This is a genomic window from Bacillus sp. EB V-12 (assembly GCF_056158125.1).
This window is the reverse complement of sequence record NZ_JBUXJL010000007.1, coordinates 86861-110532: the sequence shown is the minus strand read 5'-3', so window position 1 is coordinate 110532 and position 23672 is coordinate 86861. Positions and strand designations below refer to the sequence as shown.

Sequence of the window (23672 nt, the reverse complement as noted above, 5' to 3'; positions counted from 1 at the left end):
CTTGAATATTAGTAGCGTTTTCTTTACAATCGTAAATAGTGTAAAAAAGCGTGCAAACGCATGAATATCATCTAAAGGAGAGATTCACATGGGAAAACTGTATGTATTTGATCACCCGTTAATTCAACATAAGATTACATATATTCGCGATAAGAATACAGGTACGAAAGATTTTCGTGAATTAGTGGACGAAGTAGCAAGCTTAATGGCTTTCGAAATTACTCGCGACCTTCCACTTAAGGACATTGAAATTGAAACACCTGTAAGCAAAGCGACAACAAAAGTGATCGCTGGTAAAAAACTTGGTTTAATTCCGATTTTACGTGCAGGTTTAGGAATGGTTGATGGAATTCTGAAATTAATTCCAGCAGCAAAAGTAGGACACGTTGGTTTATACCGTGACCCTAAAACATTGCAACCGGTAGAATACTATGTGAAACTTCCAACGGATGTAGAAGAGCGTGACTTTATCGTACTAGATCCGATGCTAGCAACAGGTGGTTCTGCGGCTGAAGCAATTAACTCTCTGAAAAAGCGCGGTGCGAAACAAATTAAATTAATGTGTATCGTTGCAGCTCCAGAAGGGGTAAAAGTAGTACAAGAAGAACATCCTGATGTTGATATTTATGTAGCAGCATTAGATGAGAAATTAAATGACCACGGATATGTAGTACCAGGTCTTGGTGATGCTGGTGACCGTTTATTCGGAACGAAGTAAGACAACTGACGAGCAGGGGAGATTCCCCAGCTCGTCTTTTTTGCTGTAAGCAAGTAGGGGAGGGGGAGAGGATAAATATACATCGTATATACAACATAAGTTGCATACACCTCACATATAATATAGAAGTCTTACGTCTGAGGAACACTATATTATGGAAGAAAAGCGTTATATCTCGAAAATATAATAGTGACAAACTTGTGAACATTTCCTTCTATTATAAAGAGAAAACTGTTAGAAATTGCATATATGTAACCAGTATTTAGAAGGGGAACGTTTTCATTTTTGGGAGGAAATGCCTAATACTCAAATTTTTAGATTTTTTACGATTTCTCGTTGACACTGTTAATACCCTATTGTATGCTAACAACGGGGATAGATGGTAGGGCTTTCAGTGACAAAATTACATCTATTCCGTGACGAAAATGTAAACTTTTTGTTTTGTATAGGATTTATGCAAAAAAATGAGTTATTATTAACACATCGTGAATGAGGGTTACATATTGGAGGGATGAATCCTTGCAAAAAAACGATCGCAGCCATATAAAAGCTTATGCTTTAATGTCAGGTATTCTTGCTCAATTAGTCGGTTCTATTCTTGTTGGAATCTTTGGTGGGCAGTGGATTGATAATAAGGTTGGAACGTTTCCGTTGTTTCTTATTATAGGGTTATTACTCGGACTAGGAACAGGGGTATACGCAATGATTCGACTCATTCGACATTACTATTCGGGAGAGCAATGATGATAGACGTACATGGACTTGTCCAAAGACAAAAGAAATATATGTACTACTTGCTTGCGCTTCTAGTGCTAGGATGGGGATTTACCTCTTACAAGGATGTATTTCTTGGACTGATTATCGGGACGATTTTCAGTTTTCTTAGTTTGCGCATCATTGCACGTAGAACAGACAAGCTGCTAGATCGCGTAACAAATGGAGAAAACGTGAAGTTCAAGGCAACAGCGGTAAGTACATATTCAAGATTCGCCACGATTGGGTTATTAATTTTATTTGCAGCCAAATATCAAGAGTTAATCGCGATGTGGGGCCTAGGTGTAGGATTGCTGACAGGATACCTTGTCATGATCATAGATTTTCTTTATTTAGAGTATAAGAGCAGGGAAGAGAGGTGAATTACTAGTGGAACACGGTAAATTAGTTGAATTTCTAGGTTTAACGTTCGATTTGTCATCAGTTATGATGGTTACTGTAGCAGCAGTTATTGTTTTCTTAATCGCTGTTATCGGAACTCGCAGCTTAGCTCTTCGCCCAACCGGGATGCAAAACTTCATGGAATGGGTGTTTGACTTCGTGAAAGGGATTATCAATAGTACGATGGACTGGAAAACAGGTGGACGTTTCTTAACGCTTGGCGTTACGCTTATCATGTTTATCATCGTATCGAACTTCCTTGGTTTACCATTCATGTATTCAGCAACTGAAGCTGGCGAACATATTGCATGGTGGAGATCACCAACGTCTGATCCAGCAGTTACATTAACATTAGCCGTGATGGTAGTTACCCTCACCCATTATTATGGAATTAAGATGAAGGGTACGAAAGAGTACGTAAAAGGTTATTTCCAACCTATGAAATTCTTATTCCCATTAAAGGTTATTGAGGAGTTTGCTAACACATTAACGTTAGGTCTTCGTTTATTTGGTAACATTTATGCAGGTGAGATCTTATTAGGATTACTTGCTAAGTTGGGCGGAGCATCAGTCCTTGGGGCATTAGGTGCGCTTGTACCAATGTTAGCATGGATGGGATTCAGTGTATTCGTTGGATCAATCCAAGCATTTATTTTCGTTATGTTAACGATGGTTTATATGGCTCATAAAGTAAGCCATGACCATTAATATAATTTAAGTAAGAAAAAATTTATTTTTTTATAATACAAAGGAGGACAAATTAAATGAGTTTAGGTGTAATCGCAGCTGCAATTGCAATTGGTTTATCAGCATTAGGTGCAGGTATTGGTAACGGTCTTATCGTATCACGTACAATCGAAGGTGTTGCTCGTCAACCAGAATTAAAAGGCGCACTTCAAACAATTATGTTCATCGGGGTTGCTTTAGTTGAGGCACTTCCAATCATCGGTGTAGTTATTGCATTCATCGTAATGAACAAATAAGGGAGACTCCCCTTACATAGATGGCGAAGAGTGTTTTTCCGAACTTTCTTCGCCATTGCTTTATGAATGAAACGTATGTCTTTTTTTTTCATATGATCAATTTAGATATTTTGAAGGGAGTGAATCCTTGTGCCAACTTTATTATTAGGTGCTGCCATTCCATTTGGAACGATTGCTTATACATTGTTCATTTTCTTACTTCTATTAGTAATGCTACGCAAATTTGCGTGGGGTCCTTTAATGGGAATTATGAAAGAACGTGAAGAGCATGTTACTAATGAAATCGACGCTGCAGAAAGAAGTAATGCTGAGGCGAAGAAATTAGTAGAAGAACAACGTGAAATGTTAAAACAATCACGTGTTGAAGCACAAGAGTTAATCGAAAGAGCGAAAAAGCAAGCTGTAGATCAAAAAGATGTTATTGTTGCTGCTGCGAAAGAAGAAGCAGAATCAATTAAAGCATCTGCTGTACAAGAAATTCAACGCGAAAAAGAGCAAGCAATTGCTGCTTTACAAGAACAAGTTGCTTCTTTATCTGTTCAAATTGCTTCTAAAGTAATTGAAAAAGAGTTAAAAGAAGAAGATCAAGTGAAGTTAATTCGCGATTATATTAAAGAAGTAGGAGAAGCGCGATGAGCAATGGGATTGTAGCAAAACGTTATGCTGTCGCTCTTTTTAAAATTGCTAAAGAAAAACACGTATTAGAAATGTTTGAAGAGGAATTACGCCTTGTACAAAACGTTTATGTAAAGAACGGAGAACTACATAGCTTTTTAACGCAACCGAACATTTCAAAGGAACAAAAGAAAACGTTTCTTGCAAACGTATTCGGATCTGTTTCTGAATCTATTTTAAATACGTTATATATTTTAATTGATAACAAACGCATTGATATCTTACCTGAAATTGCAGATGAATATGTTGTTCTTGCTAATGAAGAACGTAACGTAGCGGACGCAACTGTATATTCTACTCGTCTTCTATCAGAAGAAGAGAAGCTTAACATTGCAGAAGCATTTGCGAAGAGAACAGGAAAAGATGCAATTCGCGTGAAAAATGTTGTAGATGAAGATTTACTAGGCGGCATTAAAGTACGTATTGGAAATCGCATTTATGACGGAAGTTTACAAGGAAAATTAGCACGTATTCAGCGTGAATTAATGAAGAATAGATAGGGGTGAAGCACATGAGCATCAGAGCTGAAGAAATTAGCGCACTGATAAAGCAACAAATCGAGAACTATCAGTCTGAAATCGAAGTTAGTGATGTTGGTACAGTTATCCAAGTTGGTGACGGTATCGCGCGTGCTCATGGTCTTGATAACGTTATGGCTGGTGAACTTGTAGAGTTCTCTAACGGCGTTATGGGACTAGCACAAAACTTAGAGGAAAACAACGTAGGTATTATCATTTTAGGACCTTACACAGAAATTCGTGAAGGTGACGAAGTTCGTCGTACTGGTCGCATCATGCAAGTACCGGTAGGAAAAGAACTAATTGGTCGTGTTGTAAACCCATTAGGTCAACCAGTTGATGGTTTAGGCCCAATCAATACAACAAACACTCGTCCAATTGAAAGTCCAGCACCAGGTGTAATGGATCGTAAATCTGTTCATGAGCCACTTCAAACAGGTATTAAAGCGATCGATGCTCTTGTACCAATTGGCCGTGGTCAACGTGAGTTAATCATCGGTGACCGTCAAACTGGTAAAACAGCGGTTGCACTTGATACAATCATTAACCAAAAAGATGAAGATATGATTTGTATCTATGTAGCAATTGGACAAAAAGAATCAACTGTACGTAACGTAGTAGAAACACTACGTAAGCACGGTGCATTAGAGTACACAATCGTTGTAACTGCATCTGCTTCTCAACCAGCTCCATTATTATACCTAGCTCCTTACGCTGGTGTAACAATGGGTGAAGAGTTCATGTACAATGGTAAACACGTATTAGTAGTATATGATGACTTATCAAAACAAGCAGCGGCTTACCGTGAGCTGTCATTACTATTACGTCGTCCTCCAGGTCGTGAAGCTTACCCAGGGGATGTATTCTACTTACATTCTCGCTTATTAGAGCGTGCAGCAAAATTAAGTGATGCAAAAGGCGGCGGTTCTTTAACTGCACTACCTTTCATCGAAACACAAGCAGGGGACGTATCAGCATACATCCCAACAAACGTAATTTCTATTACGGATGGACAAATCTTCTTACAATCTGACCTATTCTTCTCTGGCGTACGTCCAGCGATCGATGCGGGTACTTCTGTATCTCGTGTAGGTGGATCTGCTCAGATTAAAGCAATGAGTAAAGTATCAGGTACACTTCGTCTTGACCTTGCATCTTACCGTGAGTTAGAAGCGTTCGCTCAGTTCGGTTCTGACCTTGATAAAGCAACTCAAGCGAAATTAAACCGTGGTGCTCGTACTGTTGAGGTATTAAAACAAGGATTACACAAACCATTACGTGTAGAGAAACAAGTTATCATTCTTTACGCTTTAACACGTGGATTCCTAGATGATATCCCAGTAGTAGATATCACTCGTTTTGAAGAAGAATTCCATGCTTGGTTAGATTCTAATGCGACTGACTTATTAGAAGAAATCCGCACAACTAAGAAACTTGCAGATGACGACAAATTTGCAGCAGCAATCAATGGATTTAAAAAAGTATTCGTAGCTTCTGAATAATAATAAAAAGTGAAGCCGACTGTTCAGCCTCATCGGCTAAGGTTCTTTCTCACAGAAGGTGCTTTTTACCTTCTTGTGGGGAAGGTTCTTAGACGAAAGGGGCTAGGAGGCGGAACTAGATTAATAAAAGCGGAAGCGGCTCGTTCTGAATGTGAGGGGGATGGAGCTTCTGACGAAGAGGCGGTGTTTGCCTCGTAGGAAGAAGTGAAGCCACCGAGCATTCAAGCCGCTGGAGCTAGATAGTATATATAAAAGGCATCTCGGGCTCTGAGATTGCTAAAGGTCATGTAAAGGAAAAGAGTAGGTGCACCTATTCTTTTCCTTCAATCATGAGCAAGAATATCTTGCAACGTAGATTAGGAAGAGGATTCTTACTAATCGTGCCAACTTCCGGAAAAAAGGTGGTGAAAACCTGTGGCATCTTTACGCGATATAAAAGCGAAGATTAACTCGACAAAGAAAACGAGTCAAATTACGAAAGCGATGGAGATGGTATCTGCATCTAAGTTAAACCGTGCAGAGCAAAATGCTAAATCTTTCGTTCCGTATATGGAAAAGATTCAAGAAGTAGTAGCGAGCATTGCGCAAGGAAGCAAAGGGATTAATCATCCAATGCTAAATGCGCGTCCTGTAAAGCGTACAGGATACATCGTTATTACGTCTGATCGCGGACTAGCAGGTGGTTATAACAGTAACGTATTACGTACAGTAAGTAACGTAATTCGTGAACGTCATAATATGGATTCAAACCAATATTCTATTATTGTGCTTGGACGACTAGGACGTGATTATTTAAAACGTCGCGGCTTTAACATTATTGATGAAGTAGTTGGATTATCTGACCACCCATCATTTACTGATATTAAAGACCTTGCTTCTCGAGCAATTGCGATGTTTGCAGATGGTGCTTATGATGAGCTGTACATTTACTACAACCATTACGTAAGTAAAATTTCACAAGAGGTAACGGAAAATAAAATTTTACCGCTTACTGATGTGGCGTCTGACAAACCGACGACAGCTTATGAATTCGAACCTTCTGAAGAAGAAATTTTAAAAGTACTATTGCCACAATACGCAGAAAGCTTAGTGTACGGTGCATTACTAGACGGTAAAGCAAGTGAACACGCAGCGCGTATGACAGCAATGAAGAGTGCTACAGACAACGCAATGGAAGTTATCGATTCACTTACACTTTCATTCAACCGTGCGCGTCAGGCAGCGATTACGCAAGAAATTACGGAAATCGTTGGTGGAGCAGCAGCGTTAGAATAGTATTAAAAAGCGGAAGCGGCTCTGTCAAAAGAGTCGCGTAAGCTATAAACCAATAAAAAATTAAAAGCTAGCTGCTCGTAGAAAGTTGGCTAATTAAAAGAAAGCTAGGAGGGAACCCGATGAATAAAGGGCGCGTTACGCAAATCATGGGTCCGGTTGTAGACGTTAAGTTTGATGGCGGAAAGCTACCAGAAATCTACAACGCCCTTACGGTAAAACAAAGCAACGAAAACGGAAGTATTAACTTAACATTTGAAGTTGCACTTCATTTAGGTGATGATACAGTTCGTACAGTTGCAATGTCTTCCACAGATGGACTTGTTCGTGGCACAGAAGTAGAAGATACTGGTAAACCAATCTCTGTACCAGTTGGTGATGTAACACTTGGTCGCGTATTTAACGTATTAGGTGATGCAATTGACTTAGATGGTGAGGTTCCTGCAGATGTACATCGTGATCCAATTCACCGTCAAGCACCTGCATTCGAAGAATTATCTACTAAAGTAGAAATTCTTGAAACTGGTATTAAAGTAGTAGACTTACTTGCTCCTTACATTAAGGGTGGTAAGATCGGCCTATTCGGTGGTGCCGGCGTAGGTAAAACAGTATTAATTCAGGAATTAATTAACAACATCGCACAAGAGCACGGTGGTATCTCTGTATTCGCTGGTGTAGGTGAGCGTACTCGTGAGGGTAATGACTTATACCACGAAATGAGCGATTCTGGCGTAATCAAGAAAACTGCGATGGTATTCGGACAAATGAACGAGCCACCTGGAGCACGTCAACGTGTTGCATTAACAGGCTTAACAATGGCTGAGCATTTCCGTGATGAGCAAGGACAAGACGTACTTCTGTTCATCGATAACATCTTCCGTTTCACGCAAGCGGGTTCTGAAGTATCTGCCCTTCTTGGTCGTATGCCATCTGCGGTAGGTTACCAACCAACACTTGCAACAGAAATGGGTCAATTACAAGAGCGTATTACATCTACAAATAAAGGGTCTATCACGTCTATCCAAGCGGTATATGTACCAGCCGATGACTATACTGACCCAGCACCAGCTACAACGTTCGCTCACTTAGATGCAACAACAAACTTAGAGCGTCGTTTAACGCAAATGGGTATTTACCCAGCCGTAGATCCATTAGCATCTACATCTCGTGCACTTTCTCCAGAAATCGTAGGAGAAGAACATTATGAAGTAGCTCGTCAAGTACAGCAAACTTTACAACGTTATAAAGAGCTTCAAGATATCATCGCTATCTTAGGTATGGATGAGTTATCTGAAGAAGATAAGTTAGTTGTACATCGTGCTCGTCGTATTCAATTCTTCTTATCTCAAAACTTCCACGTAGCTGAGCAGTTTACAGGTCAAAAAGGTTCTTACGTACCTGTAAAGAATACAGTTAGTGGTTTCAAAGAAATTCTAGAAGGAAAATATGATGACCTTCCAGAAGATGCATTCCGCTTAGTAGGTGGCATTGAAGAAGTTATTGAAAACGCGAAGAAAATGATGGCGTAAGGCCTTAGGAGGGACGAAGTATGAAGACATTTCCAGTCAGTATTGTAACTCCTGATGGACCGGTTTACGAAAAAGAGGTAGAAATGGTAAGTGTAAAAGCAGAGAGTGGGGAAATGGGGATCTTACCAGGCCACATTCCAACTGTTGCACCATTAAAAATTAGTGCAGTTCGTCTGAAAAATGGTGGACACACTGATTATGTAGCAGTAAGCGGTGGCTTTATCGAAGTTCGTCCAGATAAAGTGACTGTATTATCATCATCTGCTGAAGAAGCAAACCATATCGATATCCATCGCGCAAATGAAGCGAAGCGTCGCGCTGAGCAACGTCTGCAAGATAAACAAGCACATGTTGACTTTAAACGTGCAGAAATGGCATTACAACGTGCTGTGAACCGTTTGAACGTTTCCGATATGAAGTAAAAAAATCCGTAAGGGCTTTGCCTTTACGGATTTTTTTTTGTGTATTTTATGGATAATTTTACAAAACTGGTATAATTATATTGATGCTTGTATAAGTAGAAGTGTACAACAATTTATATTTCATAAAGGGGATGGATCAATGATTGGTGAAATGAAGCGAGAAGCATTGTACTCTTTAAAGGGAAAATGGGGACTAGGTGTTGGATCAACAATTTTATATTTTATTTTAAGTTATGTTGTTTCGCTGGCTGCAATGCTTATACTATTAATTCCAGGAATTATTATATTTCTCTCAGTTGTAAGCTTAACTGGATCATTTGAAGAGGAAACGATGTCAATTGGAGCAGGTATTACCTTTGGAATTTTTTATTGCATTATGATAATTTTGAGTAACGCATCGTATGGGATTACGTCATATGGTTATACAAATGTATTTTTACAGATTAGTAAACGAGAAGATGCTAAAGTAGATTACTTATTCGAAGGATTTCGTGGCTTTAAAAGAATGATGAAAACAATGTGGGCAATGCTTGCGATTTTGTTATATACAGGTACATGGATTCCGATGCTGTTAATAGGCTTATTTGCATTGTTAGGTGAAGAAGGGAATACGTCATTTGCAATAGCTTTCTTCGTACTATTAGCAATTTCAATTGTTGGTATGATTGTGATGTATTTTTCTTATGCACTGACGTACTATGTGATGATTGAAAATCCAGAATATAGTGTTTCGCAGGCGATGAAGGAAAGTAAGAATCTTATGAAGGGTCATAAGTTAGATTTGTTTCTTTTATGGCTGAGCTTCATAGGATGGGCTATTTTAGCGCTGCTTACTTTTGGAATAGGATTTCTTTGGCTTAGTCCGTATATGAGTACGACGACAGCACACTTTTATCGCTACATTTCAAAAGGTGAATTTCAATAGGAACATGCTATACTAATAGAATTATTGTGTATAGGAGGCGAGGCTACGCATGATTAGTGATTTAAAAGGAGAAGCACTAGATTCATTAGAAGGGAAATGGGGATTAGCTGTTGGAGCTACACTACTCATTTCAATTCTTATCACGGCTTTTAGTTTTAGTGTTGATTGGGGATTTTCTTTAATTTTCGGTTGGCAAAAAACAAATGGTTCACTTTCAACGAATATTCTTTCATTTTTTGTTACTGGACCGTTAACTTTAGGTGGATATTACCTTGGTTTAAATATCCTTCGTGAAAAGCAAGCTAGTATTGGTAATGTATTCATTTGGTTTTCAGAGGGAAAGAGATTTCTAAAATCATTTTTATTATATTTATTAGTAAATCTTTATCTTTTCTTATGGACGTTATTGTTCATTATTCCAGGTATTATTAAATCATTTTCTTATGCGATGACATACTTTATTATAAACGATCATCCTGAGTATTCACTGAACCAAGCTATTACAGAAAGTCGTCGTATGATGGATGGACATAAGATGGAGTATTTCATTTTATGTTTAAGTTTTATTGGCTGGTTTATATTAAGTTGTATTACGTTAGGGATTGGATTCTTATGGTTAATTCCATATTTCTATACGACATCTGCAGCTTTTTACGAAGAGATTGCAGAAGAATATTATGAGAAAAAAATTTAGCACTATAAAACCCCCAGTATGAATTATTTGTTCATACTGGGGGTTTTTTGTAGAAATTTTATAAATTGATTACTAGTAAGTGGTTTACTGAAATAGTAACCTTGCATATATTTACAGTTATGTTTTTGCAGAAACTTAAGCTGTTTTTCAGTTTCAATTCCTTCGGCAACGACTGAAAGATTTAAAGTATTTGCGAGGGAAAGTATTGTAGAAACGATGGCTCGTTCTTCAGGACGATGATCAGCTAATTGTGTAAATTCTCTCGGTACTTTTAATGTGTCGATTGGAAAAATTGATAAATAAGCAAGAGAAGAATACCCAGTACCGAAGTCATCAATGGAAGTTTGGATACCGTACTCTTTTAATTGCTTCAGTCTCAATAACGTTTCTTTCTCGTCAATCATTGCAATTCTTTCTGTTAACTCAAGTGTTACATATTTTGGGTTGACTTGCACGTCGTTTAATATTTGTGAAATGTTTTCGATTAATTGATCTTGCCGGAATTCTTTTGCGGATAAATTAACACTTATTTTTAAATTTTGGTAGCCAAAGGTATGCCATATTTTTAATTGGAGACAAGCTTCTTGTAATACCCAATGTCCAAGTGGGACTACTTGTGGCGTCTCTTCTACAATTGGAATAAACTCACATGGTGAAATGTCACCTAATAGCGGGTGTTTCCATCGTATTAAAGCTTCAGCACCGATAATTTTATTTGTTGTCGTATCAATTTGTGGTTGATAAACGAGATAAAATTCTTTGTTTACTAAAGCGATTGGCAAATCTTTTTCAATTCGAGCTTTTCGTTCCATTTTTTTATATAGTTCTTTCGTGTAAAGAGAGCTACCGTTTTTTCCTTTATTCTTTGCCTCGTACATGGCCATATCAGCATGCTGCAAAATGGATAGCGCATCTTCACCTGCTTCAGGATATATTGCAATTCCGATGCTCGGTGAGATTTGTAAATGTTGATTTTCGATTTCAAATGGCTCATTCATGGCCGCTACAATCCTATCAGCTATTTTTTGGACATCTGGCTTTTTTTTGTAATTCTCGATAAGGATTGTGAACTCATCCCCAGCTAGCCGCGCGAGTTTCATATTTGATGTTGCTATTCTTTCGAGCCTTTTTGCTACTGCGATGAGCAATAGGTCTCCTACTCGATGACCGAGGGTATCATTAATAACTTTAAAACGGTCTAGGTCGAGAAACATAACAGCAAAAGGCTTTTTCGATATTTTTGCTCGTGCAATTGCCTGTTCTAAATGTTGATGAAATGCACGTCGATTTGCAAGCTCTGTTAAAGTATCATGGTATGCTAGGAAGTTGATTTGTTCTTGTTGTTGTTTGCTTTCTGTAATATCTTTAATCATTAAATAAACCCCAGAAATTTTCTCCTTTAAAAAGATCGGTACGGCGGTAACGTGCAAGTAGTAAATATCTCTGTTTTTATGGTAAGCCCGTATTTCTAAAGAAATAGAATATCCCTTTTTCACGCGATGAAAGGCGTTAATCATTTCTTCTAAATCTTCTTCGTATATGAGTGAATAGTAAGGCTGGTTTAATAATTCATTCGTTTGATAACCGAGTAAAGTAGTACCAGCGTTATTTACTTTGAGAAAATTACCGTACAAATCTAATGTAAAAATTGGATCTGGATGATGCTCGTATAAAGATTTAAACATTTGTTGATTATGATAGAGTTCATTTTTCTGTTCTACTAAATCTTCTGTACGTAGTTTAATTTGTTTCTCGAGTTCTGAGTTGAATTGCATTTGAGCGATCAATAATATTTTATTTTGTTTTCGAACTAAACTATGACGTATGAGAACGAAAGAAAAAGTTATTATAAGTCCGATTACTATAATAGGCGCAAAAACGTATTCAACTAATATAAAAACAATAAGCATTACTACCGAAATATACGGTAATGATAATCGGATTGATTCGCCAATTTTAGGTGTTAGTAGTACTTGTTCTTGTTTTTCAGGCTTTTTTGTATGGAGAATACAGGCGATTGCTACTAGTACTAAGGTTACTTGATAGAAAGGAGTAACTGTAAACATAGAATACTCTGGTATGAAGTATTTTATATAAGCATAAATCGCATCTGTAGTAGCATATAAAATTAAAGCACTGCCAAGAAGTGCACCGACCTTTTTAGGTAATAAGGATAGTGGTTTGAATAAAAGGTTGATTCCTATTAAGAGAAAGAGTAAATCAGCCATTGGATAGGTAAGTTGAACAAATATGTCGATATAGGATGTTGTAAAGATATGAATAGTTCGTTCAATAAGTAAGTAGTAACTTAAAGTAAATTGGGCTGTAACGATAATACAAATATCACATAGCATAAAAAGTTTTTCTAATAAATCTCGGTTATAAATGATTTCGTATAGAAAGGCAAACGTAAAGCTAACTAAAAAAAGTAAGTAAAAAAAGTCAGATGGATCAACGAACGTATAGAAGTCCTTTACAATTAAACGCTGATAGGCAACGACTATATCACCGATAAAATAAGAGAGAGCTCCAACAGATAATATGATCCAAAATAAACGAGATAGCCCTTCTTTCATGTTTGAAAAATAAAGTATATAACTACAAGCGATAATATCAATTAATAGGGTGCTCGTTCCGATTAATAGCTGAAAAGGAAATGAGTATTCATATACAAAAGGCATTGCTACATAGTGAAGCGTTATAGACAGCAATACAATGCTTATAAGAATACTTACATGTGTTTGTTTTTTCATTTATATCACCTACGGTTTCTTGAAAAGCATATATAAGTTTTATATTTATTTTGCACAATTATAGCAAGTTGTAAAGATAGATTTTAATAATTCTTGTTTCTGTCTCCCAACATATCGACATAGGAATTTGAAGTTTGCTATAATGATTAGAATAGTTGCATTATTTAGAAAAATTTAAAAATAATAATTACTGCAACTAGGACATATTGTTTACTATGTGAACTTGTTCTTAATTTAGGGGGGAGGGTTTCACAATGGCAAGTGTATATGAAAATAGTTATATGATCGTTTTGATTTTCTTGCTATTAGGTATATTGCTGCCGGTAGTGGCTCTTACATTAGGAAGGATGCTGCGCCCAAATAAACCAAGTGCAGCAAAGGCGACGACGTATGAGAGTGGAATTGAGCCTTTTCATGATGCAAATATTCGGTTTCATGCTCGTTATTATATTTTCGCTTTATTGTTTGTGATCTTTGATGTAGAAACTTTATTTTTATATCCTTGGGCTGTTGCGTATGACAAGCTAGGTTTATTTGCATTAATTGAAATGCTCATCTTTGTTGTAATGTTGCTAGTTGGATTAGCGTATGCTTGGAAAAAGAAGGTGTTACAATGGTTATAAATTTTGAGGAATTACATCCAAATGAGCGAGCAGAATTAGAACGAAATATCTTTTTTTCTACATTGGAACAGTTGAAAGGATGGGCGAGGAGCAACTCTTTATGGCCGATGACATTCGGACTGGCATGCTGTGCAATTGAAATGATGGGGGTAGGCTCATCACATTACGATTTAGATCGATTTGGGTCATTTTTTCGAACTTCACCAAGGCAATCGGACGTCATGATTGTATCGGGAACAGTAACGAAGAAGATGGCTCCTATTGTTCGGCGTTTATATGATCAAATGCCCGAACCGAAATGGGTTATTGCGATGGGATCTTGTGCGACAGCAGGTGGTCCGTATGTAAATTCATATGCTGTTGTGAAAGGTGTAGACCAAATCGTACCAGTTGATGTGTATATTCCTGGTTGTCCCCCAAATCCAGCTGCTTTAATCTATGGAATTAATAAATTAAAAGAGAAAATTCGTTACGAGGCAAAGACCGGAAAGCAGGTGACGAATAAATGAGTAATCCAAATAAAGATTTAGAGGATCTGAAAAAAGAAGCAGCTAGGCGTGCGAAAGAAGAAGCGAGAAAACGCCTTGTAGCGAAACACGAGGCGGAAATAAGTGAACTTGAGGAGGAAGATCAAGAAAAAGAGAAAGCGCTACCAAAAAATGATGATATTACTATAGAAGAAGCAAAGCGACGTGCAGCAGCTGCTGCAAAGGCAAAAGCGGCGGCGTTAGCGAAACAGAAAAGAGAAGGAACCGAAGAAGTAACGGAAGAAGAAAAAGCGAAAGCCAAGGCGAAGGCAGCAGCAGCTGCAAAGGCAAAAGCGGCAGCATTAGCGAAGCAGAAAAGAGAAGGAACCGAAGAAGTAACGGAAGAAGAAAAAGCGAAAGCCAAGGCGAAGGCGGTGGCGGCCGCCAAGGCAAAAGCGGCAGCATTGGCGAAGCAGAAAGCCTCGCAAGGTGATGGGGATTCGGGAGATGAAAAGGCAAAGGCAATTGCAGCGGCAAAAGCGAAAGCAGCAGCGGCTGCAAGAGCGAAGACAAAGGGAGCTGAAGGTAAGAAAGAGGATGAGCCGAAGCAGGAAGAACCGTCCGTAAATCAGCCGTATTTAAATCAGTATGTTGAGGCTATTAGGGAGAAGTTAGGAGAGGATGCATTAGTAGATTCCTACATTAATAAACTGTCAAAGGATGTGCCAACTCTTGTGGTGGATCCCGAAAAGTATTATGAAGTGATGGAGTCACTGCGATTCCATGAGGGACTTGCTTTTGATTATATGTCAGAGCTACATGCGACGGATTTTGTGACACATATGGAAGTGTATGTTCATTTGTTTTCATATGGCAAGAAACAATCGGTAGCGGTGAAGGTAAAGCTAGACCGGGAAGCGCCGCAAGTCGAATCTGTGACAGCGCTTTGGAAAGGAGCTGACTGGCCGGAGCGAGAAGCATACGATTTGCTCGGCATTGTATTTAAAGGGCATCCGAATTTAACGCGTATTTTAATGCCAGATGATTGGGTAGGATATCCGCTTAGAAAAGACTATGAACCGTATGATGTGGAGGTGTAGCTATGATCCGCACGGAAGAGATGCTTTTGAATGTAGGACCTCAGCATCCGAGTACACATGGTGTGTTCAGGCTCGTAATTAAGATTGACGGGGAAATTATTAAAGAAGCTACACCTGTTATTGGATATTTGCATCGCGGGACGGAAAAGATCGCTGAGAGCTTACAGTATACGCAAATTATCCCTTATACAGATCGAATGGACTATTTATCAGCCATGACGAATAATTACGTCATTTGCCATGCTGTAGAGACGATGATGGGGCTTGAAATTCCAGAGCGTGCCGAATACTTGCGAGTACTTGCGATGGAGCTAGGAAGAATTGCGAGCCATCTCGTTTGGTGGGGGACGAATCTTCTTGATATAGGAGCGGTCAGCCCGTTTTTGTACGCGTTTCGTGAACGAGAGATGATTATAAATTTATTAAATGAATTATGCGGGGCACGGCTTACTTTTAACTATATGAGAGTTGGCGGTGTGAAGTGGGATGCGCCAGATGGTTGGATTGAAAAGGTGGAAGAGTTTGTTCCGTATATGAGGGAGCAATTAGCAGGTTATCATGATCTTGTTAGCGGTAATGAGATTTTCTTAAATCGTGTGAAAGGCGTTGGTATATATAGCGCGGAAGAAGCGATCTCGTATTCTTTAAGCGGAGCAAATTTGCGGTGCACTGGAGTAAACTGGGATCTTCGCAAAGATGAGCCGTATTCGATTTATGATCGTTTTGATTTTGATATTCCTGTTGGAAGCGTGGGAGATGCTTGGGATCGCTACGTTTGCCGAATGCAAGAAATCGAGGAGTCTTTAAAGATTGTTGAGCAAGCGGTTCAGCAGTTCCCGAAAGATGGAGCTGTGCTGGCAAAAGTACCGAAAATTATTAAGGCACCTAAGGGAGAAGCGTTCGTACGTATCGAATCGCCGCGCGGAGAGATTGGTTGTTATATCGCAAGTGACGGAAAGAAAGAGCCGTACCGTTTGAAGTTTCGTAGGCCATCTTTTTATAACTTGCAAATTTTACCGAAGTTATTGAAAGGTGAAAACATCGCTAATTTAATTACGATTTTAGGTGGAGTTGATATTGTACTTGGGGAGGTTGATGGCTAATGATTGAGACGCTCTTACAATCACCTTCAAGCTGGACGAATTTCTTCATTTTTTTCGGATTAGCGGTACTTCTACTATTTGCAGTCCTTGGCTTCGTTACATATGGAATTTTGGCAGAACGGAAAGTGATGGGATTTATGCAAGGGCGGATTGGACCAAACCAGGTTGGAGGCCGATTCGGTTTACTGCAAACGGTAGCTGATGTTTTAAAACTATTATTGAAAGAAGATAGTATTCCGAAAGCAGCCGATAAACCGCTGTTTATATTAGCGCCTGTCATTGCATTTGCACCAGCATTTATGGTGCTTGCAGTTATCCCGTTCACTGATAAATTTCAATTTGCAGATATTGGAGTCGGGCTACTTTATTATATTGCTGTTTCCGGTATTACGACGATAGGTGTTGTAACTGGAGGATGGGCATCGAATAATAAATATTCCCTTTTAGGAGGGATGCGTGCGGCGGCGCAAATGATTTCTTATGAGATTCCGCTCGTAATGAGTGTAATTGGTATCGTTTTGCTAGCTGGTAGCCTGAATTTAAATGAGATTGTAGCGGCGCAGGAGAAAGTTTGGTACATTTTCGTACAGCCAATTGGCTTCGTCGTTTTCTTAATCGCAGCAGTTGCAGAGTTAAATAGAACGCCATTCGATTTGCCAGAAGCGGAGTCAGAACTTGTTTCTGGATATCATACGGAATACTCAGGGTTTCGCTGGGCGTTTTTCATGCTTTCAGAGTACGTATATTTCTTCGGGATGGCATCGTTAATTACAGTGCTCTTTTTAGGCGGATGGAATCCAGTCATGTTTCTTGGATTTATCCCAGGTGCCGTATGGTTTGCTTTGAAATTTAGCAGTGTAGTCTTTCTATTAATTTGGTTCCGCGTTACGTTCCCGCGTATAAGAGGTGACCAGTTAATGGAGTTTGGTTGGAAAGTATTATTGCCGATTGCACTTGCAAATATTTTCTTAACGGCATTGATTAAGGAGTTATTCTTCTAATCTATGAGGGGGGTGCCAGTAAGAGATGAAAGGACTATTTAAAGGATTAAAATATACATTAAGTAATTTGAGCAAGAAGAAGGTAACGTATGATTATCCAAATCAACCGTTGCCGTTGCCAGACCGTTTTCGGGGGATTCAAAAATTTTATCCGGAGAAATGTATTGTTTGTAATCAGTGCTCTAACATTTGTCCGACAGACTGTATTCAGTTAACAGGAAAGAAACATCCGGATCCTACGAAAAAAGGAAAAATTATCGACACGTATGATATTAATTTTGAAATTTGTATTCTTTGTGATTTATGTACAGAAGTTTGTCCGACAGAGGCAATTGTCATGACAAATAACTTTGAACTCGCGGAATATTCACGTGATGACTTATTTAAAAATTTGCAGTGGCTTGACGAAAACGACGAAAACGTCAGGAAGGAGAATAAGGCATGAATGGCGAGTTTGTAGCATTCTTTATACTATCCTTGTCTGCAATTATCGGCGGTGTTCTTATGTTGAACTTAACGAAAGTTATGCACATGATGCTAGCTCTCGTTCTGACATTTCTCAGCATTGCAGGTTTGTATTTTCTTTTGTCAGCCGAGTTTATAGGCGTTGCACAAATTTTACTTTACTCTGGTGCAATCACAATTATTATGATTTTCGGCATTATGTTAACGAAACATAACGCGGAAAATGAATCGCGTCTTACTCTTCGAAAATGGATTATCTTCTTTGCAGTTGTAGCATTTGGAGCGGTTATGTATTTCGCTGTTAATAATGTTGATTTTGCAAATGAAAGCACACAAGGAAGTTTACCTCTCCATGAAAACAACACACTTCAAATCGGTACGCTTCTCTATTCAAAATATATTATTCCATTTGAACTAACTTCAGTTATTTTACTTGTAGCACTCGTTGGCGCAATTATACTTGCGAAAAAGGACGAGAAAGAGGAGGATTCCAATGAGTAGCGTTCCAGCTTCTGCATATTTAACACTTGCGATTATTTTGTTTTGCATCGGTCTATTTGGAGCTTTAACAAAGCGGAATACAGTAATCGTATTAGTTTGTATCGAATTAATGCTGAATGCTGCCAATTTAAACTTAGTGGCGTTTAGTAAATTAGGCTTATTTCCGAATTTAACAGGTCAAATTTTCTCACTGTTTACGATGGCTGTAGCGGCAGCGGAAGCGGCGGTAGGACTCGCTATTTTAATTGCTTTATATCGTAATCGTACGACAGTTCAGGTGGATGAAATGGATACGCTCAAAGGATAGCATTGTGACCGAAAAAGGGGGAAGGAAACAATGATCGATTATGCATGGCTCATACCGCTTTTCCCACTCGTTTCGTTTTTGTTACTTATTATATTCGGGAAGAAAATTAGAGAAGGAAGCAGCGTACTTAGTATTTTTTTCGTCTTTCTCTCCTTTATACTTGCGGTACTTGTGTTAATAGAAAGGTTTTCAGAAGCAAGCGTGAAGCATAAGTGGGTGTGGCTTAGAGCTGGAGATGTGGATATATCATTCGGCTTTGAAGTGACTGCATTAGGAGCTTTAATGTTATTTATCGTGACGCTTGTGAGTCTACTTGTACATGTGTATTCGAAAGGTTATATGAAAGGTGATGAACGATTACCGACCTTTTACGCATATTTAGGACTCTTTACATTTGCGATGTTAGGGCTTGTTATATCAACGAATTTATTACAACTTTATATATTTTGGGAATTAGTTGGCCTTGGCTCATTTTTACTTATCGGTTTTTATTTCTTTAAAGAAGAAGCGAAGGCTGCTGCAAAAAAGGCTTTTATTATGACCCGTATTGGGGATGTTGGTTTATTTATCGGGATGATTTTAATTTTTTGGTACGCAGGTAGTTTTGAATATGACGCAATATTTAGGGCGATTTATACAGGGGATCTACCTCCTTACATGATTACAATAACAGCGATATTAATTTTTATCGGGGCGATGGGGAAATCAGGTCAGTTCCCGCTTCATACGTGGTTGCCAGATGCAATGGAGGGGCCAACGCCCGTTTCGGCACTTATTCACGCGGCGACGATGGTCGCAGCTGGCGTATATTTAGTAGCGACGATGTTCCCTCTATTTTCAGCAAGTACAGTGGCGATGCAGACAGTGGCAATCGTTGGAGCTTTCACTGCAATCTTTGCGGCCTCTATCGGTCTTGTGCAAACAGATATAAAGAGGGTGCTTGCTTATTCTACAGTTAGCCAGCTCGGGTACATGATGCTCGCTTTAGGTTCTGCCGGTTATGTAGCTGGTATATTTCATTTAACAACACATGCTTTTTTTAAAGCACTACTATTTTTGGCGGCAGGAAGTGTAATTCATGCTGTGCATACGCAAAACATTAATAAAATGGGCGGTTTACAGAAGAAGATGAAAGTAACTGGTACGCTATTTTTAATAGGTACCCTTGCCATTAGCGGTGTTCCGCTGCTTTCCGGTTTTTTCAGCAAAGATGAAATTTTAGCGGCGACGTGGATGAATGGCAATTACGTTTTATTTACTTTAGCGGTAATTGCGGCGTTTTTAACAGCGTTCTATATGTTCCGCCTATACTTTCTTGTCTTTACTGGAGAAACGCAGACGAAGGAAGAAGTGCATGAATCGCCTCGCGTTATGACGTATCCAATGATTGTTCTCGGCGTTCTCGCAGTAGTGGCAGGATATATAAATACACCATGGTTTGGGACGTTTCTCGGAGATTGGTTGACGAAAGATGTAGGGTTTAAGGTTGAAGAAACGCATGGACCAGTTTGGATTATGATTGTTGCGACACTCGTTTCATTTGCGGGAATCGCTCTTGCATATTTCATATATAGGAAGAAATCAATTTCTAGGAATTGGGCTGGGGGTACGGAAACATCGCTTTATAATCTTTTGAAAGAAAAATATTATGTGGATGAACTATACAACATGACGGTGATCCCTATTACGAAAGGAATCGCTCATGTGCTTCGCTTATTTGAAGTGTATGTAGTCGAAGGAATTGCAGTTTTAATTGCAAGTGTAGTGAAAGGCACAAGTAACCTTGGATCGAAACTTCAAAACGGGAATGTACAAGTGTACGGTACTGTAACGGCGGTTTCGCTCGCTGTACTCGTCATTATTTTGCTCTATACGGGAGGGGATTTACGATGAATGATTTGTTGTTAACGTTCTTCATTTTTTCCCCGCTTTTAGGAATTTTATTGCTTGTATTAACACCGAAAAAGGAATTGCGTACAGTGCGAGCGCTTGGCTTATTTGGAACGGCACTGCCATTTGGAATCGCTATCGTCCTCGCTTGTACATATGCCTCTGGAAAGAATTTGTCACTATTTGATGAAAAGATGAAATGGATTAAGTTCGGAGATTTTACAGCGGTAGATAAAAGGTGGTTTTCTATTTATTACGAGCTTGGTATTGATGGTTTGTCACTTGTCATGATGGTACTGACGGCTCTTCTAGCGATGCTTGCAGCAATTGCAGCCTTTTCTATTAAAAGAAATTTAAAAGCATTTTATATGCTGTTACTCATGCTAGAAATAGGAATGCTCGGCGTCTTTGCTGCTCAAAACTTAATGTTGTTTTTTATCTTCTTTGAAATTACGTTGCCACCAATGTTCTTATTAATTGGAAAGTGGGGAAAATTGTCGAGTGAAAAGGCTGCGTATAGTTATTTAATATATAACGGTATTGGCTCAGCTATTTTGCTCATTGTTTTCTCAATTTTGTTCGCGAAAACAGGTACAACAAATATTGTGGAGCTGAAAGAGATATTAAGAAGCGTAAACGCAGAGGGAGCACTCGTCATCCCAAGTAGTTTGCAGCTTAGTGTATTTATTGCCATAATGATTGCTTTTGCAATTAAACTACCTGTTTTTCCGTTGCACCGCTGGATGGTCAATGTACACATAGAAGCGCATCCAGCTGTAGTTATGCTTCATGCGGGTGTTTTGCTGAAGATTGGAGCGTACGGTATTATTCGCTTCGGGAAAGGGCTATTCCCGGAATATTTTCACGATGTTGCAACACTAATTGCGATATTAGGCGTAATTAATTTATTATACGGTGCCTTTTTAGCGCTCATCCAAACAGACTTTAGGAAAGTACTGGCTTACTCTAGTATTTCGCATATGGGAATTGTGTTAATGGGACTTGCGTCACTTAATGCACCTGGTACACAAGGAGCGTTATTCCAAGTTGTATCACATGGTTTAATTGCAGCCTTGCTCTTCTTCCTACTGGGTGTTATAGAACAACGATTTGGAACTTCGGATATTACGGTGCTAGGCGGACTTGCGAAAAGTGTACCGATACTTAGCGGATTCTTTTTAGCAGGAGGAATGGCCTCGCTTGGATTACCAGGGATGTCTGGGTTTGTTAGCGAATTTCTTGCCTTTCTCGGTTTATTTCAAGGAGAGCCCGTCATTGCTGCAGTCGGTGTGATTGGCATCATTTTAACCGCTGTATATGTATTAAGGGCGACACTTCAAGTGACATTTGGAAAGAAAGAGTGGGAAGCAAAATCTGATATACACGGATGGGAGTATGTCCCTGTTTTACTACTTATCTTTTGTATTATTGCAATTGGAGTTATGCCAGAGATACTAGGAGATCCGCTTCAAAATACATTGAAAACATTGGGGGTGAAGTAGGATGGATATGAATACGTTACTTAGCTTATCGTGGCATCTAATGGTGCCAGAATTTATTATTCTCGGCGCCGCCATCCTCCTTTCCATATGTGATTTGTTTTTTAAGCTGAACCATAGATATGTAGCTCTTGGTGCGATTGCTGCCATCGTATTAGCAATCGTGTCATTAATTACTCTATATAGCGAACCGGCAGGAGATATTTTAAATGGATCGTTTGTGTTAGATGGATTTTCAAAAGGGTTTAAAACGTTGCTATTAGGTGCCTCAGCCCTCATTTTATGCACCGCAATGAGCGATGATAAGAAGAATCCAATCGAAGATAAAGGTGAATATTATTACTTATTTTTAATGGCACTTCTTGGTGCGATGTTCATGGCTTCTAGTGTTGATTTTATTACCCTTTTCGTTGGTTTGGAGTTACTTTCACTTTCTTCTTATATTTTAGTAGGAATACGAAAAAAGAGCCGTGCATCAAATGAAGCGGCAATGAAATACGTCATTAGCGGAGGAATTGGAACGGCGATTACGCTCTTCGGAATGAGTTATTTATACGGTATTACAGGTTCAACTAACATTGTAGATATGCAAAAGGTACTCACTGGGGAGCTCGCTAGTGGTATTCAGTTATTGTTAGCTCTCGCATTTCTTTTATTGCTAGTTGGTCTCTCATTTAAAATTGCCACAGTGCCGTTTCATATGTGGGCACCTGATGTGTATGAAGGAGCGACTACACCTGTTACTGCTTTTCTTGGAACGATTTCTAAAATTGCTGGGTTCCTACTCATTATTCGTTTGTTCCTTATGATCTTTGCAAGTGTATTAATACAAGGAGATATGCAATCTTTATATGGGCATATGAGTATATATATTGCAGTGCTAGCAAGTATTACGATGATTGTTGGGAATGTAGTCGCGTTAAAACAATACAATATAAAGCGTTTATTTGCTTATTCAGGCATTGCACATGCAGGATATTTACTCGTTCCACTTGTGGCATTATCACCATTTACGCTAGATAGCATGTGGTTTTATATGCTGGCATACATGCTTATGAATATAGGCGCATTTGCCATTATCCACGGCTTAATCTTACAAAATGATGAGGAAAATATAACAATTTTCACAGGTTTATATAAAAGGTCGCCATTTACAGCGATAATGATGACAATTTTTATTTTATCGCTGGCTGGGATACCAGGAACGGCTGGATTCATTGGAAAGATTAACATCTTTTTAGGCACACTTCATGTAGAGCCAGCACATTACGTACTAGCTTCGATTATGATGGGTACGACAGTTGTTTCATTCGTATATTATTTCCGTATTTTACAACAAATGTTTTTCCGCACAGGAGAGACAGAAGAGAGAATACGGTTACCGTTAAATATAAAGGTTGTTATGAGTCTTTGTGCAATTTCGATTGTAATACTAGGGATTATGCCGATGATTGGGTACAATTTCTTTTATGAATATTTTCCATTAATGAAAGATTTCTTCTTCTTAGGGAACGTGGTACAATAGTGAAAATAAAAGGTGTGGAGTCAGTACTCTGCGCTTTTTATTTTG

General features: G+C 38.8%; 27 protein-coding genes. 26 read left to right on the top strand and 1 reads right to left on the bottom strand.

The genetic code is table 11. From position 1 onward, the window contains the following. The first annotated feature begins 88 nt into the window (after positions 1-88). From upp to ACZDYH_RS20850, 15 genes are all read left to right on the top strand, one after another. A complete protein-coding gene (upp, locus tag ACZDYH_RS20920) occupies positions 89-718 on the top strand; it encodes a uracil phosphoribosyltransferase (RefSeq protein ID WP_000517539.1) in 630 nt (209 codons plus the stop codon). Between the two features lie 379 nt (positions 719-1097). Then, the gene (locus ACZDYH_RS20915) at positions 1098-1211 is read left to right on the top strand and encodes a DUF4024 domain-containing protein (RefSeq protein ID WP_000232962.1); all 114 of its coding nucleotides are present in this window, start codon (positions 1098-1100) and stop codon (positions 1209-1211) included. 26 nt (positions 1212-1237) lie between these two features. Then, positions 1238-1462 carry an AtpZ/AtpI family protein gene (locus ACZDYH_RS20910; RefSeq protein ID WP_001171223.1) on the top strand — a complete coding sequence of 75 codons (225 nt, stop codon included), beginning with the start codon at positions 1238-1240 and terminating at the stop codon, positions 1460-1462. After that, on the top strand, positions 1462-1854 hold the full coding sequence (locus ACZDYH_RS20905) for an ATP synthase subunit I (RefSeq protein ID WP_000567600.1): 393 nt from the start codon (positions 1462-1464) through the stop codon (positions 1852-1854). The genes ACZDYH_RS20910 and ACZDYH_RS20905 overlap by 1 nt, the downstream gene beginning before the upstream one ends. A 7-nt stretch (positions 1855-1861) precedes the next feature. Beyond that, complete coding sequence (atpB, locus tag ACZDYH_RS20900; protein WP_000399871.1) at positions 1862-2581, top strand: F0F1 ATP synthase subunit A; 720 nt, start codon at positions 1862-1864, stop codon at positions 2579-2581. Between the two features lie 56 nt (positions 2582-2637). After that, positions 2638-2856: a F0F1 ATP synthase subunit C gene (gene atpE, locus ACZDYH_RS20895; protein WP_000052064.1), complete on the top strand. Its 219-nt coding sequence runs from the start codon at positions 2638-2640 to the stop codon at positions 2854-2856. A gap of 129 nt (positions 2857-2985) precedes the next feature. Further along, positions 2986-3492 carry a F0F1 ATP synthase subunit B gene (atpF, locus tag ACZDYH_RS20890; protein ID WP_001142618.1) on the top strand — a complete coding sequence of 169 codons (507 nt, stop codon included), beginning with the start codon at positions 2986-2988 and terminating at the stop codon, positions 3490-3492. Continuing rightward, positions 3489-4031, top strand: coding sequence for a F0F1 ATP synthase subunit delta (gene atpH / locus ACZDYH_RS20885; RefSeq protein WP_000064683.1), 543 nt, complete (start codon positions 3489-3491; stop codon positions 4029-4031). Before atpF ends, atpH begins: the two co-directional genes overlap by 4 nt. 11 nt (positions 4032-4042) lie before the next feature. Next, positions 4043-5551, top strand: coding sequence for a F0F1 ATP synthase subunit alpha (atpA, locus tag ACZDYH_RS20880; protein WP_000027518.1), 1509 nt, complete (start codon positions 4043-4045; stop codon positions 5549-5551). Between the two features lie 75 nt (positions 5552-5626). Further along, positions 5627-5749 carry a hypothetical protein gene (locus ACZDYH_RS20875; protein ID WP_000521150.1) on the top strand — a complete coding sequence of 41 codons (123 nt, stop codon included), beginning with the start codon at positions 5627-5629 and terminating at the stop codon, positions 5747-5749. Between the two features lie 216 nt (positions 5750-5965). Continuing rightward, positions 5966-6826, top strand: coding sequence for a F0F1 ATP synthase subunit gamma (gene atpG / locus ACZDYH_RS20870; RefSeq protein WP_000157696.1), 861 nt, complete (start codon positions 5966-5968; stop codon positions 6824-6826). Between the two features lie 119 nt (positions 6827-6945). Beyond that, positions 6946-8352: a F0F1 ATP synthase subunit beta gene (gene atpD / locus ACZDYH_RS20865; RefSeq protein ID WP_001032593.1), complete on the top strand. Its 1407-nt coding sequence runs from the start codon at positions 6946-6948 to the stop codon at positions 8350-8352. Positions 8353-8372: 20 nt separating this feature from the next. Next, a complete protein-coding gene (gene atpC / locus ACZDYH_RS20860) occupies positions 8373-8774 on the top strand; it encodes a F0F1 ATP synthase subunit epsilon (RefSeq protein WP_000847211.1) in 402 nt (133 codons plus the stop codon). A gap of 139 nt (positions 8775-8913) precedes the next feature. Then, entirely contained in the window at positions 8914-9699 is a 786-nt protein-coding gene (locus ACZDYH_RS20855; protein WP_000578820.1) for a DUF975 family protein, read from the top strand. A 49-nt stretch (positions 9700-9748) separates the two neighbouring features. Further along, positions 9749-10393 carry a DUF975 family protein gene (locus tag ACZDYH_RS20850; protein ID WP_000622462.1) on the top strand — a complete coding sequence of 215 codons (645 nt, stop codon included), beginning with the start codon at positions 9749-9751 and terminating at the stop codon, positions 10391-10393. Between the two features lie 23 nt (positions 10394-10416). Here ACZDYH_RS20850 and ACZDYH_RS20845 read toward each other — a convergent pair whose 3' ends face one another. Beyond that, on the bottom strand, positions 10417-13146 hold the full coding sequence (locus tag ACZDYH_RS20845) for an EAL domain-containing protein (protein WP_088859684.1): 2730 nt from the start codon (positions 13144-13146) through the stop codon (positions 10417-10419). Positions 13147-13400: 254 nt separating this feature from the next. Here ACZDYH_RS20845 and nuoA point away from each other — a divergent pair, with 254 nt between their 5' ends. From nuoA to nuoN, 11 genes are read left to right on the top strand one after another with little or no spacing between them, the layout of a single operon-like run. After that, positions 13401-13769, top strand: coding sequence for an NADH-quinone oxidoreductase subunit NuoA (nuoA, locus tag ACZDYH_RS20840; protein ID WP_000179273.1), 369 nt, complete (start codon positions 13401-13403; stop codon positions 13767-13769). Then, a complete protein-coding gene (gene nuoB / locus ACZDYH_RS20835) occupies positions 13760-14278 on the top strand; it encodes an NADH-quinone oxidoreductase subunit NuoB (RefSeq protein WP_000236331.1) in 519 nt (172 codons plus the stop codon). The genes nuoA and nuoB overlap by 10 nt, the downstream gene beginning before the upstream one ends. After that, positions 14275-15336: an NADH-quinone oxidoreductase subunit C gene (locus tag ACZDYH_RS20830; RefSeq protein WP_088859683.1), complete on the top strand. Its 1062-nt coding sequence runs from the start codon at positions 14275-14277 to the stop codon at positions 15334-15336. Before nuoB ends, ACZDYH_RS20830 begins: the two co-directional genes overlap by 4 nt. A gap of 2 nt (positions 15337-15338) precedes the next feature. Then, a complete protein-coding gene (gene nuoD, locus ACZDYH_RS20825; RefSeq protein WP_000621434.1) occupies positions 15339-16439 on the top strand; it encodes an NADH-quinone oxidoreductase subunit NuoD in 1101 nt (366 codons plus the stop codon). Continuing rightward, positions 16439-17440, top strand: a complete 1002-nt coding sequence (gene nuoH / locus ACZDYH_RS20820) for an NADH-quinone oxidoreductase subunit NuoH (protein WP_000573426.1) — start codon at positions 16439-16441, stop codon at positions 17438-17440. Before nuoD ends, nuoH begins: the two co-directional genes overlap by 1 nt. Positions 17441-17465: 25 nt before the next feature. Beyond that, positions 17466-17885 carry an NADH-quinone oxidoreductase subunit NuoI gene (nuoI, locus tag ACZDYH_RS20815; protein ID WP_000677191.1) on the top strand — a complete coding sequence of 140 codons (420 nt, stop codon included), beginning with the start codon at positions 17466-17468 and terminating at the stop codon, positions 17883-17885. Continuing rightward, the gene (locus tag ACZDYH_RS20810; RefSeq protein WP_001012812.1) at positions 17882-18406 is read left to right on the top strand and encodes an NADH-quinone oxidoreductase subunit J; all 525 of its coding nucleotides are present in this window, start codon (positions 17882-17884) and stop codon (positions 18404-18406) included. The genes nuoI and ACZDYH_RS20810 overlap by 4 nt, the downstream gene beginning before the upstream one ends. Then, a complete protein-coding gene (nuoK, locus tag ACZDYH_RS20805) occupies positions 18399-18713 on the top strand; it encodes an NADH-quinone oxidoreductase subunit NuoK (protein WP_000100079.1) in 315 nt (104 codons plus the stop codon). Before ACZDYH_RS20810 ends, nuoK begins: the two co-directional genes overlap by 8 nt. Before the next feature lie 30 nt (positions 18714-18743). Continuing rightward, complete coding sequence (gene nuoL / locus ACZDYH_RS20800) at positions 18744-20606, top strand: NADH-quinone oxidoreductase subunit L (RefSeq protein ID WP_000568233.1); 1863 nt, start codon at positions 18744-18746, stop codon at positions 20604-20606. Then, positions 20603-22105, top strand: a complete 1503-nt coding sequence (locus tag ACZDYH_RS20795) for an NADH-quinone oxidoreductase subunit M (protein ID WP_088859682.1) — start codon at positions 20603-20605, stop codon at positions 22103-22105. The genes nuoL and ACZDYH_RS20795 overlap by 4 nt, the downstream gene beginning before the upstream one ends. 7 nt (positions 22106-22112) lie before the next feature. After that, positions 22113-23627, top strand: a complete 1515-nt coding sequence (gene nuoN / locus ACZDYH_RS20790) for an NADH-quinone oxidoreductase subunit NuoN (protein ID WP_474887161.1) — start codon at positions 22113-22115, stop codon at positions 23625-23627. The last annotated feature ends 45 nt before the right edge of the window (positions 23628-23672 follow it).